At 68.0% G+C, this 14,313-nt stretch carries 11 protein-coding genes; 2 read left to right on the forward strand and 9 right to left on the reverse strand.

Features of this window, described 5'->3' with window-relative positions:
* The first annotated feature begins 103 nt into the window (after nt 1-103).
* Nucleotides 104-721 carry a GNAT family N-acetyltransferase gene (locus BIV24_RS14330; RefSeq protein ID WP_071366674.1) on the forward strand — a complete coding sequence of 206 codons (618 nt, stop codon included), beginning with the start codon at nt 104-106 and terminating at the stop codon, nt 719-721.
* A gap of 100 nt (nt 722-821) precedes the next feature.
* Here the strand turns inward: BIV24_RS14330 and trxA are convergent, their stop codons facing one another.
* From trxA to BIV24_RS14365, 7 genes are all read right to left on the reverse strand, one after another.
* Nucleotides 822-1,154 carry a thioredoxin gene (gene trxA / locus BIV24_RS14335; RefSeq protein WP_071366675.1) on the reverse strand — a complete coding sequence of 111 codons (333 nt, stop codon included), beginning with the start codon at nt 1,152-1,154 and terminating at the stop codon, nt 822-824.
* Nucleotides 1,155-1,186: 32 nt separating this feature from the next.
* Nucleotides 1,187-2,158, reverse strand: coding sequence for a thioredoxin-disulfide reductase (gene trxB / locus BIV24_RS14340; RefSeq protein ID WP_071366676.1), 972 nt, complete (start codon nt 2,156-2,158; stop codon nt 1,187-1,189).
* Between the two features lie 176 nt (nt 2,159-2,334).
* Nucleotides 2,335-3,276: an anti-sigma factor family protein gene (locus BIV24_RS14345; protein ID WP_071366677.1), complete on the reverse strand. Its 942-nt coding sequence runs from the start codon at nt 3,274-3,276 to the stop codon at nt 2,335-2,337.
* A complete protein-coding gene (gene sigM, locus BIV24_RS14350) occupies nt 3,273-3,983 on the reverse strand; it encodes an RNA polymerase sigma factor SigM (protein ID WP_071366678.1) in 711 nt (236 codons plus the stop codon). Before sigM ends, BIV24_RS14345 begins: the two co-directional genes overlap by 4 nt.
* A gap of 26 nt (nt 3,984-4,009) precedes the next feature.
* Nucleotides 4,010-5,728 (reverse strand): protein kinase family protein, encoded by a 1,719-nt coding sequence (locus BIV24_RS14355; protein ID WP_071366679.1) that lies wholly within the window; start codon nt 5,726-5,728, stop codon nt 4,010-4,012.
* 117 nt (nt 5,729-5,845) lie between these two features.
* Nucleotides 5,846-8,128, reverse strand: coding sequence for a murein biosynthesis integral membrane protein MurJ (gene murJ / locus BIV24_RS14360; protein WP_071366680.1), 2,283 nt, complete (start codon nt 8,126-8,128; stop codon nt 5,846-5,848).
* A 46-nt stretch (nt 8,129-8,174) separates the two neighbouring features.
* Nucleotides 8,175-10,616 carry a DUF6049 family protein gene (locus BIV24_RS14365; protein ID WP_071366681.1) on the reverse strand — a complete coding sequence of 814 codons (2,442 nt, stop codon included), beginning with the start codon at nt 10,614-10,616 and terminating at the stop codon, nt 8,175-8,177.
* A 241-nt stretch (nt 10,617-10,857) separates the two neighbouring features.
* Between BIV24_RS14365 and BIV24_RS14370 the strand changes: the two genes are divergently transcribed.
* Entirely contained in the window at nt 10,858-12,327 is a 1,470-nt protein-coding gene (locus BIV24_RS14370; protein ID WP_079168260.1) for a CCA tRNA nucleotidyltransferase, read from the forward strand.
* Between the two features lie 104 nt (nt 12,328-12,431).
* On the opposite strand, the gene BIV24_RS14375 is transcribed toward BIV24_RS14370, so the two are convergent.
* Together BIV24_RS14375 and BIV24_RS14380 are read right to left on the reverse strand one after the other, a co-directional pair.
* Nucleotides 12,432-12,926: an LppU/SCO3897 family protein gene (locus BIV24_RS14375; protein ID WP_071366683.1), complete on the reverse strand. Its 495-nt coding sequence runs from the start codon at nt 12,924-12,926 to the stop codon at nt 12,432-12,434.
* A gap of 118 nt (nt 12,927-13,044) precedes the next feature.
* Nucleotides 13,045-14,307 (reverse strand): MFS transporter, encoded by a 1,263-nt coding sequence (locus BIV24_RS14380; RefSeq protein ID WP_071366684.1) that lies wholly within the window; start codon nt 14,305-14,307, stop codon nt 13,045-13,047.
* Between the last annotated feature and the right edge of the window lie 6 nt (nt 14,308-14,313).

The raw sequence follows: 14,313 nt of genomic DNA on the forward strand, positions 1-14,313 counted from the left end.
GCCTGGGGGTGGTCGGCGGGTTCGTCGGTAGTCTGCTCTGGGAGCGGAGCGCTCTGACAGCCGCCCGTGATGCTGCGGGCGAAGGAAGCGAGGAACTGCCTTCATGGGGCGTCGGCTCGTACCGCTCACGCTGGACAACCTTCCGGACCTTCCCAAGCGTTGCCGCTCGTGTGTCTTCTGGGAACTGGACCCGGTCAGTGGTGAAGCCGCGGTAAAGGCCGGCACGCCTGCCCTGGAGAAGGAGTCGTGGATCTCCGCTGTGCTGCTGGACTGGGGGTCCTGCGGCCGGGTGGTCTATGTGGACGACGTACCGGTGGGCTTCGTGTTGTACGCCCCGCCCGCCTACGTCCCACGCTCCACGGCGTTCCCCACGAGCCCGGTGTCGCCGGACGCGGTCCAGTTGATGACCGCCTTCATCAAGCCGGGCTATCAGGGGCAGGGGCTCGGCCGTGTGATGGTTCAGACGGTAGCCAAGGATCTGCTGCGCCGCGGCTTCAAGGCGATCGAGGCCTTCGGCGACGCGCGCTGGAAAGAGCCTGCGTGCCTGCTGCCCGCCGACCATCTTCTGGCGGTGGGGTTCAAGACCGTGCGCCCGCACCCCACGTACCCGAGACTGCGGCTGGAACTGCGCACGACGCTCTCCTGGAAGGAAGACGTGGAGCTGGCACTGGACCGTCTCCTCGGAGCTGTGCAGAAGGAACCGGCGCTGCGGCCGCTGTGACCGCTCCCCTCATGTCCGCTTGCATCATGCGAATGGGCCAGCCCCTCGGGGGCTGGCCCATTCGTGTTTCACGTGGAACGTCGCCGCGTCGCTTCGCAGCTCACTCGGCGATGAAGTCCTGGAGGTCACGGACGATCGCGGCCTTCGGCTTGGCACCGACGATGGTCTTGGCGACCTCGCCACCCTGGTAGACGTTCAGGGTCGGGATGGACATGACGCCGTACTTGGCGGCCGTGCTCGGGTTCTCGTCGATGTTGAGCTTGACGATCTCGATCTTGTCACCGTATTCGGCAGCGATGGCCTCAAGGGACGGGGCGATCTGACGGCACGGACCGCACCAGGCGGCCCAGAAGTCCACCAGGACGGGCTTGTTGTTCTTGAGGACGTCCTGCTCGAAGGAGTCGTCGGTCACGTTCTTCAGGGTGCCGGCCACGGGGGGCTCCTTAACTGTGGGGGAAGGGAGGGTCAGACAGTGGTCTTCTCGGGTTCGGCCTGCTGCTCACTGTCGGCGAGAGCGGCGAGGAAGCGCTCGGCGTCGAGGGCAGCGGAGCAGCCAGTACCAGCCGCAGTGATCGCCTGACGGTACGTGTGGTCGACCACGTCACCGGCGCCGAAGACGCCGGTGAGGCTGGTGCGCGTGGAGGGGGTGTCCACCTTGAGGTAGCCCTCCTCGTCGAGGTCGAGCTGCCCCTTGAAGAGTTCGGTGCGCGGGTCGTGACCGATGGCGATGAACAGGCCGGTCACTGGCAGCTCGGTCAGTTCTCCGGTCTTCAGGTTGCGCAGCGTGAGACCCTCCAGCTTCGGGTTGCCCTTGATCTCCGCGACCTCGCTGTCCCAGACGAACTTGATCTTCGGGTCGGCGAAGGCGCGGTCCTGCATGGCCTTGGAGGCGCGCAGGGTGTCGCGGCGATGGACGATCGTCACGGACTTGGCGAAGCGGGAGAGGAAGGTGGCCTCTTCCATCGCGGTGTCGCCGCCGCCGATCACGGCAATGTCCTGGTCCTTGAAGAAGAAGCCGTCGCAGGTGGCACACCAGGAGACGCCGCGTCCGGACAGGGCGTCCTCGTTCGGCAGGCCCAGCTTGCGGTGCTGGGAGCCGGTGGTGACGATGACGGCCTTCGCCTGGTGGACCGTGCCGGCGGTGTCGGTGACGGTCTTGATCTCACCAGAGAGGTCGACGGCGATGACATCGTCCGGAATCAGCTCGGCACCGAAACGCTCGGCCTGCGCGCGCATGTTGTCCATGAGCTCGGGACCCATGATGCCGTCTTGGAAGCCGGGGAAGTTCTCCACCTCGGTGGTGTTCATCAGCGCGCCGCCCGCGGTGACAGCGCCCTCGAACACCAGCGGCTTCAGCGACGCGCGCGCGGTGTAGAGCGCCGCCGTGTAGCCGGCGGGCCCGGAGCCGATGATGATCACGTTACGAACGTCGCTCACGGCTTGATTCCTCGTCTCTGCAGACTACTGCTACTGCCGGTGGGAGCCTCTCTCCTCACCCCACCCAACGGATCCTAAGGGGCCCGCATTCCCGGTGTGGCGGGGCACACGGAGATGCCGCACCAGACACAGACACCAAGCGGCACTTGGCCAGGAATCGTCCGGTGAGGGAGGCCTCAGGAGCGGGCGTACGAGTGGGTCAGCAGAACCTTGCCCGGCGATGCAGAGGCGTTCTTCAGACATGCCGCATCGACGATGTAGGCCGTGACCTTCGAGGTGTCGGAGGCATCGGGGGTGACCACGAGATAGACGGCCGTCCCCCGGTACACACCCTTGTCGGCGGCCAGCACCGTCTCGTTGCTGTGGATCCCCTGTTCTATGCAATTCGGTACAGGGGCGGGGGTGTCCTGGGACGTCGTGTTCTGCTGCTCGGTGGACCCCGTCGTGCCGGAGTCGGACTCGATGCCCCAGGGCTTGGCGCTGCCGGAACGGCCCTGGCTCGTCTTGCTTGTGGCAAGCAGGTTTGCCACCTGGCTCTGCAGGGTGCCCTCGGAATAGGTGTGCGCCGCATCGGTGTGCTGCCGTGTGGCCGTCGGTGCGGTGCCCGCGTCGTCGCCCAGGGCCTGCACCAGCAGCGTGCCCAGTCCCAGGGCGGCGGCGGTGAAGGCGGTTCCCAGGGCAACGGTCCTGCGACCAGCACGTCGCGTGCGGTTCGTGCGACCCGGCCCTGTGGTCGCACGGGCGTGCCCTGAGGGACGGTCGGACGGGGAAGGAGGTGATGTTTCACGTGAAACATGCGCAATGGCGGGCTCGGCAGAGTACGTGACGGAGGAAACGTCCGCGGTGGCGGCGTCGGGCGCGGACGCGTCCAGGAATGCCTCTGCGGCCAGCGCGACGTCGATGCGCTCCGCCACGTCGTCGGACATGCGTGGCGGGTCCGCCAGCGTGCCCAGGAGGTCACGGACCTGCTCCAGGGAGTTGTACACGTCGGCACAGAGGACGCACGTGTCCAGATGCTGTTGCACGTCCGCAGTCCGGGAAGGCGGGAGGAGACCTTCGCTGAGGTCGGAGAGTTCCTCGACCTCCGGGTGCCCGGCCGTGTCGGTCGTGGCTGTCACGCTCGCCCACCTCCGCCCTTCACAGCAGCTGAATCGCTTGGCCCCGCGTCTCGTGGTCTTGCTGCGGGTGGGACGGATGCCCCCTGCGTACGGTTCCGCCCGCCGCCCGACTTCTCGCCTTCTTCGTCGCCCTCCGTACGCAGGTGCGTGAGTAGCGGCAGCAGTCTGGCTCTACCCCGGGCACAGCGGCTCTTCACCGTTCCGGTCGGTACGTCGAGGATGCGGGCGGCCTCTGCCACCGGGTAGCCCTGCATGTCCACGAGGACGAGGGCGGCTCGCTGGTCGGGCGGAAGGGTGCCCAGGGCTTTCAGTAACTCGCGGTGCAGATCATTGCGCTCGGCGGGTGCGGACGCCGACTCGTGCGGCTCCAGGAGTTGCTCCAGCCGTTCCGCGTCGTCGACCGGCGAGGTCCTTCGGGATGCCGCTTTGCGGGCGCGGTCCAGGCAGGCATTCACCGTGATCCGGTGGAGCCAGGTGGTGACGGCCGATTGACCGCGAAAGGTGTGGGCGGCCCGGTAAGCGGAGACGAGGGCGTCCTGGACGGCGTCGGCGGCCTCCTCGCGGTCCCCCAGCGTCCGTAGCGCCACTGCCCACAAGCGGTCGCGATGCCGCCGCACGAGTTCACCGAAGGCGCCGGGGTCGCCTTCCACGTGGCGTGCGAGGAGGTCCTGATCGCTTGCTTCGCCGTACACGGCGTCATCGGCCATCGGACCCCCTCCCCCTCAGCAGGTGCTCAGCCGGTGAACTTCACGTCGGTGATGGCTTGCTTGTACCCCGCGCTGCTGTAGCCGTCACTGGGCGCCATGGGCACATCCGTGATCCAAAGCAGCACGTACTGCGTCTTCAACGACTTCGTTGCCTTCACCGTGAGAGAGGTCCCACTGGTGGTCGCGTTTCCGATCTCCTTCATGCCGTCGACTCCGGTGGAGGGGGTCAGCGAGTCCGTGGCGTAGAGGTGGATCGTGGTGTGGTCGCCGGGGTAGCGGAGTCCTATCGATGCCGTTGAGATCTCCTTGGCCGAACCGAGGTCGTAGACGATGCCCACCCCTGGTTTGTAGGGGGCAAGTCTCGGTCCCTCGTTGTACTTCTTGGTCCGCCAGTACGTGGAGCTGTTGCCGTCGTAGGTGTTGCCGACATCTTCGCGTGCCTGGGCTTCTCCGCTCGCGACGTATTCCCGAGCCCCCTGGATCTGGATCGGCCTGGCCGACTTCGACTGCTTGTCCTTCTTGTCGTTGCCGTCCTGTGTCTGCGTCTGGCTGTCCTTGGTGGACTTACCGCCGTGGTCCATCAGGGCGTCCGCCAACTGCCAGCTGCCCAGGCCCAGTGCCGCAATCAGCAGCGCCGAGACGGCCCACTTGAGGGCCTTGCCGGTGCGGCTCTGCAGAGGCGGCGGCGGGGTCGGCACCGGCTGCGTGACACCCGGGTGGGGCGCGGGGCGGCCATATGTGCCCTGCTGGTACGTCGTGCGCTGGTACTCGGGCGGCGCGGTGAACGTGGGCTCCGGCGGGCGGATGCGGGGCATCTCGCCGATCGCCTTCACCAGCTCCTCCGGCGTGGTGCACGGGGACTCATGGCGAGAGGCGGTGGCGCCGTCGTTGGCGAGTGCGCGCATGGCCAGCTCGGACAGGCCGCGGTGGACGCCGGCGCGCACTTGGTCGGGAGCGATCAGGCCCACGCCCTTGGGCAGTCCGGACAAACCGTAGGCGTCGTCTTCGTACGGCCAGCGCTGGGTGAGGGCGGCATACAGGAGGGCGCCGATGGCCTCCGTGTCGGTGCGCTGCGGGGTGTCGGAGCTGATGCCACGCAGCGCGGCGTTCACCGCGAGGCCGCGGATGCGCCATTGACCGGTGGAGGTGCGCAGGACGGTGCCCGGGGTCAGGCGCAGATGGGAGAGGCCCTCGCGGTGGGCGGCGGCCATCGCCTGGGAGACCTGGGTGACCATCTGGTAGGCGTCGTGGGCCTCGAGAGGCCCGGAAGCGAGCAGCGTGGTCAGTTCAACGGCGTCGGGCAGCCACTCGTGGACGACATAGACGAGATCGTTCTCCTCGACGGCGTCCAGGACCTGCACGAAACGGGGATCACCGAGCAGCGCGGAGGAACGGGCCGCGGCTAGCACGGAACGGGCTCGCGCATGGTTCGCGGGCAGGATGTGCACCCCGACGGCACGGCGGAGTTTCTCGTCCACCGCGCGCCAACTGCTGAATCCGTCCAGACGGGTGACGCACTCTTCGAGGCGGTAGCGTCTGGCCAGCTTGTGGCCGCTGTGCAGCTCCGGCGGTGAGGCATTCCCGGGCCGCTCGGGCCCGCCGCTCCCCTGCGCCTCGTCGCTGTCCGTATCCCGCTCCCGGTCCTGGGTCACCCCGTCGGACGTGGACTGGTCCGCCTTGGCGGTCAGCGGCTCGTCGCCGCTGTTGTCTGCCACGTCGACGGCAGCCCTGCTCCGTTCCGCCACCGTCGTTCCTGCCTCCCCATCCGTTGCGTGCTGTCCGACGCAGAAACCAATTGTGCCCACAGTCCGCCGCTATGCACGACACACGGCGGCGGACGATGGTTGTGCGCTACCCCCGTCTCAGCGCCCCAGGCGCCCGCGGACCATGCCGACCATGGAGTTGAGTTCCTCGATGCGCATCTTGCGTGCGGCGACGTAGAAGACACCGAGGAGAAGGACGCCACCGCCGAGCAGGGCGGCGAGCGAGCCGCCTACGCCCTGGCCCACTGTGTGGCCGATTCCGTAGCAGGCCGCTCCGCTCAGCAGAGCCGCCGGCACCGAGGCGATCCCGAGCCGCGCGTACGTGCGCAGCACTCGGGCGCCGTCCAGGTCGCCGCCCAGTTGCTTGCGCAGCCGGGCCCAGGCGACGCCCACACCGATCGCGTACGCGACGCCGTACGAGGCCGCCATGCCGATCACGGCCCAGCGGGCCGGGAGCACGAGGTAGCAGAGGATCGAGGCGCCTGCGTTCACGGCGGCCACGATGACCGTGTTGTAGAACGGGGTGCGGGTGTCCTCGTACGCGTAGAAGGCGCGGAGCACGACGTACTGCACGGAGTACGGGATGAGGCCGAGTCCGAAGGCCATCAGCATGTAGCCCATGTTGGTGGCCTCGCTGGTGCCCGAGGAGCCGAAGATCAGGGTGCACATCGGGATGCCGAGCGAGACGAACCCGAAGGCGACCGGCACGATCGCGACGGCGGTTGTGCGCAGACCCTGGGAGATGTCGTCGCGGACTGCGCCGCCGTCGCCCTCGGAGGCTGAGCGCGAGATACGCGGCAGCAGGGCGGCCATCAGGGAGACAGTGATGATCGCCTGCGGGAGGCCCCAGATCAGCTGGGCGTTGGCGTAGGCGGCGAAGCCGGTGCCATCGACCGGGGAGTGCTTGCCTGCTGCGGTGGAGAGCTGCGTTACGACAATCGCGCCGGCCTGGTTGGCGAGAACGAAGAGGATGGTCCACTTGGCGAGCGTCACCGCCTTGCCGAGACCGTGGCCCCTGAAGTCGAAGCGCAGCCGCAGACGGAACCCGGTTTCCCGAAGGTACGGGATCATCGCGAGGGCCTGGACGACGAGGCCCAACAGGATGCCGATGCCAAGCAGCCGCTGGCCTTCGGGCGGGATGTTCGACACCTTCATCCCGGAATTGGCCGCGGTGCCGTAGACCCAGATGAACATGCCCAGCGTCACGATGATGACGATGTTGTTGAGGACCGGAGTCCACATCATCGCGCCGAACTTCCCACGGGCGTTCAGAACCTGTCCCATCACCACGTGGATGCCCATGAAGAAGATCGAGGGCACGAAGTAGTGGACGAATGTGATGCCGACCTGGTTGGCCGCCGGATCGGCCGCCACCGACGGGGACAGCAGGTGGACCAGGAGGGGCGCGGCTGCAATCGCGATTACGGTGAGTCCGCCAAGTGCCACCATGACCAGGGTCAGCAGCCGGTTGGCGTACGCCTCGCCGCCGTCCTCGTCCTCCTTCATGGCGCGCACGAGCTGTGGCACGAAGACGGAGTTGAGGCCGCCGCCGACGGTGAGGATGTAGATCATCGTCGGCAGCTGGTAAGCGACCTGGAAGGTGTCGCCGAGCAGGCCGACGCCCAGCGCGGAGACGATCAGGGCGGAGCGGATGAAGCCGGTGAGGCGGGAGACCATCGTGCCCGCTGCCATCACAGCGCTGGACTTCAGCAGGCCCGAGGCCCGCCCGCCCTTCTTCGCCGCCGGCGCGGGAGCGGCGGCAGGTGCGTCTGCCGGCGCAGGGGTGGAAGCGTACGCCGCGGCCGAGGGGGGCACGGGAGCGTAGGCCGGGCCGGGGTACGGCCCCGGGCCCTGGCCCGGGGCCGGCACGGGGGCCGGGCCGGATACGGGCGGCGACTGCATGGAGGGTTGTCCGCCGCTCTGCTGCTGGTCCCGGAAGAGATGGGCGAAGGCGTCCGGCGTGTGCTGCTCCTCGCCTGCCTGGATGGCCAGGTCGTCGACGCCCGCGAACTGCGCGGGGTTGTCCCCGTACGGTAGGTGCCGCGTGGGACCGGCCGGCTCGGGTGCCGGCGGCGGGGCCCATACACGCGGGTCAGGGGTGTACTGGGGCGTCGGCGGCTGCCCGTACACCGGCTGCTGCGGCTGGTACGTGCCCGGGGGCGGCGGAGGGTGCGCGGCACGGTCGTAGACCGCCTCGGTCACCGGATCCTGCGCGGGCAGGTCCTGTGCCGGGTAGGGGTTCTGGGCGTAGGCGTCCTGGAAATACGTGTCGGCGGGGGGCTGCCACGGCGCCTGACCGGGCCCGTGCGGCGGTGGGCCCTCGGGGTAGCCCGAGCTGCCCGCGGCGCCCTGTCCGCGGTCACCGTCGTACGGCGCGTTCATGGATACCCCACCTCATCGTCCCCTGGCCCACCGGCCACGACATCGCTCAACGGTCCACTTTCTCACCCGTGCCGGACGGGTCGGGGCTTTCCGGTGCGGTGTCCGGTGCCGGGTCACTCGCGTGCTCCGGGTCGTCTTCCCCGGCCTGGGCGGCTGACTCCTCGGCGGGTGCCGTCGCAGATCCTGCAGTGTCCCCAGTCTCTACGGCGTCGTCCGCGGCCTCATTCAGCCCCCTTCCCTCCGCGGTGGACCCCGGGCCCTCCGGCCCGCTCTGCGACTCCTCCTCGGCCTGCTGTGCGGCCAACCGCTTGCGCTGGGTGTACATGCGGAACCCGGCGAGCACCAGGAGCAGGACACCACCTGCGATGACGAGCATCACCGTCGGTGTGATCTCGGTAACGTTCACGTCGAAGGTGACGGCGGGGCCGTACGCCCGGCCCTCTTCCGTGAAGAGCTGGGCGACCACGGTGGCCCGGCCATTGGCGTTGGCCGTCGTGGTGAACTTCACCGACTGGCTGTGGCCGCCCGAGATGGTGATGGGCTGCTCGGTGTACGGCCCGTCGCCGATCTTCAGACGGGTCGGCTGCTGCGAGGTGAGCCGCAGCACCAGGTGGTCGACCCCCTGCACGAGATTGTTCTGCACCGTCACGGGAATCGTGGCACTGCGGCCCGAGAGCTTCGTCTCGGACTTTTCGATCAGTCGGACCCGGTCGGCCAGCACATCGAGGTACGACTCCACACCTTGGCGGAAGGTCGACGCCTCCGTGGCACGCCCCCGCCAGGAGGTGGACATGGCGCGGTCTATGGCTCGCCCGAAGGGGGTGACGACCCGTGCGGGGTCGGTGAGAATCACCTTGAAGTTGTCGAGCTTCTCCTGCGTGTCCTCGATCTGCTGGAACGCCGACCGCGACAGCTGCGCCTTGCGTAGGGACGAGGGGTAGCTGGATGCGGGGGGCACCTTCGTCGTGGCATTCGGGTCCGGCTTGGCCTTGACGGCCGCGGACAGCTCGTTCGACTGCGACCAGCTACTGCTCTGGAGTGCGGTCAGTGCCTGCGCCATCGACTGTGCCTGGCCGGCGGACGGCATCCGCTGCGGCGCGACCACGATGCTGCGCTGCTTCTGCGGTTCCTCCAGATTGATCATCAGGCTCTGGGCCAAGAACTCCTGCACGGCGAGCGTGGAGTTGCCGGCCGAGGTCATGTCGCCCTCGAACGCGGTCGAGAGCCCGTAGTCCGCGACCACCGCCGTGGTGCCGCCGCCGATGGGGCGCGCCGCGGTGGGCGTGTAGGACAGGCCGCCCGTCTCCTTGAGGCTGTCGCTGCGGGCGATCACCTTGTCGGCGCCCGCGGAGGTGGCGACTTTGATGATCGAGGGGTCGATCGCGCCGTTCACCGGCCAGGCGAAGTCTGTGTCGGGTTTCACGTGGAGGATGGTCTCCACGGTCCTTGCGGCGACGTCCGTGGCGTCCTTGAGGTGACTGAGGGAGCCGGTGACGTTCTTGCCGTTGTGGGCGAGGGAGGCCAGATCGGGGTCGGCGAAGGGGAGGGCGACGACCTCCTTGTTCTGAACCGCCTTCTCAAGGTCGGCGAGCCACCGCTTGGCGACCGCCTGGTCCTTGCCCGCGGTGACGGAGTCGCCGTCTCCCTTGACGCTGTAGCTGTCCGTCATCGCGTCCACGGAGGCGAGCAGGTCGGGGTCGATCACCCAGGTGACATCGAGGTCCTTGCCCAGTGACAGGAGCTGGGAGAGGCGGCCGCCAGGAGAGATCTCCTTGGCCAGATCGTCGTTCTGGAAGACGGGTGTCTGCTCCTGGTTGGGAAGGGTTTCCGAAGCCAGGTGGACCGAGGAGATCAGCGGCCAGAGGAACGACGTCTTCGTCTTGGCGGCGGCGCCGTCGGGCTGCCAGGGCAGGAACGTCCGCTGGATGCCGAGCACCTGCTCATAGGAGGGCTGCGCGGAGGTCCGGCCCGAGAGCGAGACGCCGAGCTCGTAGACACCGTCGGAGCCCAGGTTCAGTTTCTTGACGGGTACGGAGATGCTGAAGTCCTGTGCGACGCCTGGGGCGAGCCGGGTGAAATTCTGGACGTACTTGCCGCCGACCTCGGAGCCGTCGACGCCCGGCAGGTATCCGGTGTGCCGGGCGGCGTCCTCGATGGATGTGCGACTGGTCAGGGACGGGCCCACGCGCAGGCCCACATGGGCACCTGTGATCGGCTGCTTGCTGTTGTTGGTGACCGTGCCCGAGACGGTGAGGGTGTCGCCGTCGTCCGGCACGCTGGGGCTGAGCGAGTTGAGGGAGACGGCGACCGTGCGAGAGCCGCCGGCCGCCACCGCGGTGCTCTTCTCGGCCGCGTGGGCCGCCGGGCCGGTGGGCAGCTGCAGCAGGCCGGCCAGCAGGGGTGCGCCCGCTAGCAGCGTTCCAGTGCGCCGGAGCCACCGGCGGGCAGGTGAGGGACTCATCCCCTGGAAGTCTGCCGCCTCGGCCACGCGCTCGCCCGTCCCTCGTCGTCAGTGTCGTCGGAATGTGCGTCCCCGCATGGTAACGATGCCCGCGAAGGCGAAGTGCCGCGGTCCGCACCACAAGATCAAGACTGAGGGTACGGCTGTCCTGTATTTCCGTGTATCGAGAGGAAAGCGGATACGGAACGCTTATGAACGTGTACGTAACGCTTGTGTACGTTTTAATGCAGGCACTCATCGCCGCCTGGGCCACGTACCCTTTTCTGTTGTGCCGAACGCCAACGAAGACAATCCCAGTGCCCTGAGTCAGGTGCAGCACCGCGCGGTGACGGAACTGCTGCGGGTGTCCCCTGTCGCCGACGACCTCGCCCGCCGTTTCCGGGATGCAGGCTTCTCGCTCGCCCTCGTCGGCGGCTCGGTGCGGGACGCTCTCCTCGGCCGGCTCGGCAACGACCTGGACTTCACGACCGATGCCCGCCCCGAGGACGTCCTGAAGATTGTGCGGCCGTGGGCGGATGCCACGTGGGACGTAGGGATCGCCTTCGGGACCGTCGGTGCTCAGAAGGTTGCCCGCGTCGGAGACGTTGTTCAGCGCTTTGAGATCGAGGTGACGACCTACCGGTCAGAGGCGTACGACCGCACCTCGCGCAAGCCCGAGGTGTCGTACGGCGACTCCATCGAGGAGGACCTGGTCCGTCGCGACTTCACGGTCAACGCGATGGCCGTGACCCTGCCCGAGAAGGAGTTCATCGACCCACACGGAGGGCTCGGCGACCTTGCCGCCCGGGTTCTGCGTACCCCGGGTACCCCCGAGGACTCGTTCTCGGACGACCCGCTGCGGATGATGCGGGCTGCACGGTTCGCGGCCCAGCTCGACTTCGAGGTCGCTCCCGAGGTCGTCACGGCCATGAACGAGATGGCCGGCCGCCTCGACATCGTCTCGGCTGAGCGTGTGAGGGACGAGTTGAACAAGCTGATCCTGTCCACGCACCCGCGCAAGGGACTGACGCTGTTGGTCGACACCGGGCTCGCCGACCATGTCCTGCCGGAGCTTCCCACGCTGCGGCTGGAGCGGGATGAGCATCACCGGCACAAGGACGTCTACGACCACACGCTCATCGTGCTGGAGCAGGCGATGGCGCTGGAGGAGGGCGGCCCCGACCTGACCCTGCGGATTGCCTCGCTGCTGCATGACATCGGCAAACCGAGGACACGCCGCTTCGAGCAGGACGGCCGGGTCTCTTTCCACCATCACGAGGTGGTGGGCGCCAAGATGACCAAGAAGCGCATGACAGCGCTGAAGTACCCCAACGACCTGGTGAAGGACGTTTCACGCCTGGTCGAACTCCATCTGCGCTTCCACGGCTATGGCACCGGTGAGTGGACGGACTCCGCGGTACGTCGCTACGTCCGTGACGCAGGTCCGCTCCTCGACCGCCTCCACAAGCTGACCCGCTCCGACTGCACGACCCGCAACAAGCGCAAGGCGACGGCGCTCTCCCGTGCGTACGACGGCCTGGAGAGGCGTATCGCCCACTTGAAGGAGCAGGAGGAGCTGGACGCGATCCGCCCCGACCTGGACGGGAACGAGATCATGGAGATCCTCGGTGTTCGCCCCGGTCCTGTCGTCGGCCAGGCGTACAAGTTCCTGCTGGAACTCCGCCTGGAGCACGGCCCGATGGCACACGACGCGGCGGTGGCGGCACTCAAGGAGTGGTGGACGGAGCAAGGCTCCTGAGACGGAAACGCGGTCGTGTTTCACGTGAAACACGACCGCGGGGACAACGAAGGGGCGATGTTTCACGTGAAACATCGCCCCTTCGGCACGGGTGGACCAGTGCGTTACTTGTTCTCCTTCAGGCAGAGCACCACGTCGTGGCCGCCGCCGTACTGGACGAAAGAGAACTCCGCGTCCTTGACGTTCTCACATTTGTCCTGGTCCTTGCTGCCGTCAAACTTCTCGACGACCTTGTACTGGGCATCGCTGGACGAGCAGTCGACCTCCTTGAGGTCGGGATTGGAGTCCGTGCCTTTTTTGTGCATACAGGCACCCACCGATGTGGTCTCCGCGTCACTGCGGTCAAGGAACCAGCCCGCGCCGAACTTCAGGCCGATGACGATGACAGCGACGACGATCCCGCCTATGAGGCGCACCGCCTTCTTGCTGGAGCGCTTCCCCGGACCAGCCTGCGGCGGTACCGGAGCGGGAGCTCCCTGATTCGGGAACGGTGCGTAGGGCGCCTGCGGCGGAACTCCCGGCTGGCCGGGCTGCTGCCCCGTGGGCATGGTGGGGTCCTGGGCGTATGGATTCGGGCCCTGGGGCGGCGGAGTGGTCACTTGGTGAGGTCCCCCCTCGATTGCGGGTGCGCATGGCGCGGAATAAGACGCTCGTAAGTTACCGGCCTCCACTGACAACTCTGAAGCCCAGTGAGGTTCCGTAGTACTGATGTGACACTTACTGGTGTTCGAAGCGGGACATAGCCGCAGCAATCACGGCGTAGATGACGGCGACAGTGACCACCAGGACGGCTGAGCGGCCGTCAGGGGGCAGCATCAGGGCGGCGACCCCGGCCGCGCCGACGAAAGCGACGTTGAAGAGCATGTCGTACACGGAGAAGATCCGGCCGCGGAATCCGTCCTCGACCGCGGACTGGACGATCGTGTCTGTAGAGATCTTCGCGCCCTGCGTGATCAGGCCCAGAACGAACGCCGCGATCAGTAGGGGTGCGGTGGCGAACGGCAGGCCGAGCGCGGGCTCCAGAACCGCAGCGACCGCTGCGCACACCGCGATCCAGCGGACAGGGCCGAGCCGTCCCGCCGCCCACGGCGTCACCACGGCCGCGGTGAAGAAGCCGGCACCGGAGAACCCCAAGGCCAGCCCCAGCAGGGCGAGTCCGCGTTCCGGGGTCGAGGACAGTGCGTACCGGCACAGCATCAGCACCAGGACCAGCAGCGCGCCATAGCAGAACCGCATCAGCGTCATCGCGGTCAGTGCCCAGGCGGCTTCCCGCCTCGCGGGTTCGGCGAGATGCCGTATGCCCGCCACCAGGTCGCGCGCGGTGCCGACGAGGGCCGTGCCCAGCCGCGGAGGCGCCGACCTCAGGTCAGGGCCCAGCAGTTCCGGCGCCAGGCTCAGTGAGGCGAGCGCCGCGCCCAGATACAGGGCCGCGCCCAGCAACACCACCGACGCGTCGGAGTCCGCGGCCACCAGGCGCACGATGAAGGCGAGTCCGCCGCCGGCGGTCGCGGCGAGCGTACCGGCAGTTGGGGAGAGCGAGTTCGCGATCACCAGGCGGTCGACGTCGACGACCCGGGGTAGCGCCGCGGACAGGCCCGCGAGGACGAAACGGTTGACCGCGGTGACGCACAGCGCGGAAACATAGAAGAGCCAGTCCGGTACCCGGCTCACCATCAGGACGGCCGTAGCGCAGGCCAGCACGGCGCGCAGCAGGTTGCCGTAGAGAAAGACCTGGCGGCGCCGCCAGCGGTCCAGCAGAACGCCTGCGAACGGGCCGACGAGGGAGTAGGGAAGGAGCAGCACGGCCATCGCGGAGGCGATGGCCGCGGCCGAGGCCTCCTTCTCCGGCGAGAAGACGACATATGCGGCGAGCGCGACCTGGTAGACGCCGTCGGCTCCCTGGGACAGCAGCCGCACGGCGAGCAGGCGTCTGAAGCTCCGGAAGCGGAGGAGGACACGCAGGTCGCGCACGACGGACATGAGGCA

The organism is Streptomyces colonosanans (genome assembly GCF_001866645.1).
In the GTDB taxonomy this organism is placed as follows: domain Bacteria; phylum Actinomycetota; class Actinomycetes; order Streptomycetales; family Streptomycetaceae; genus Streptomyces; species Streptomyces colonosanans.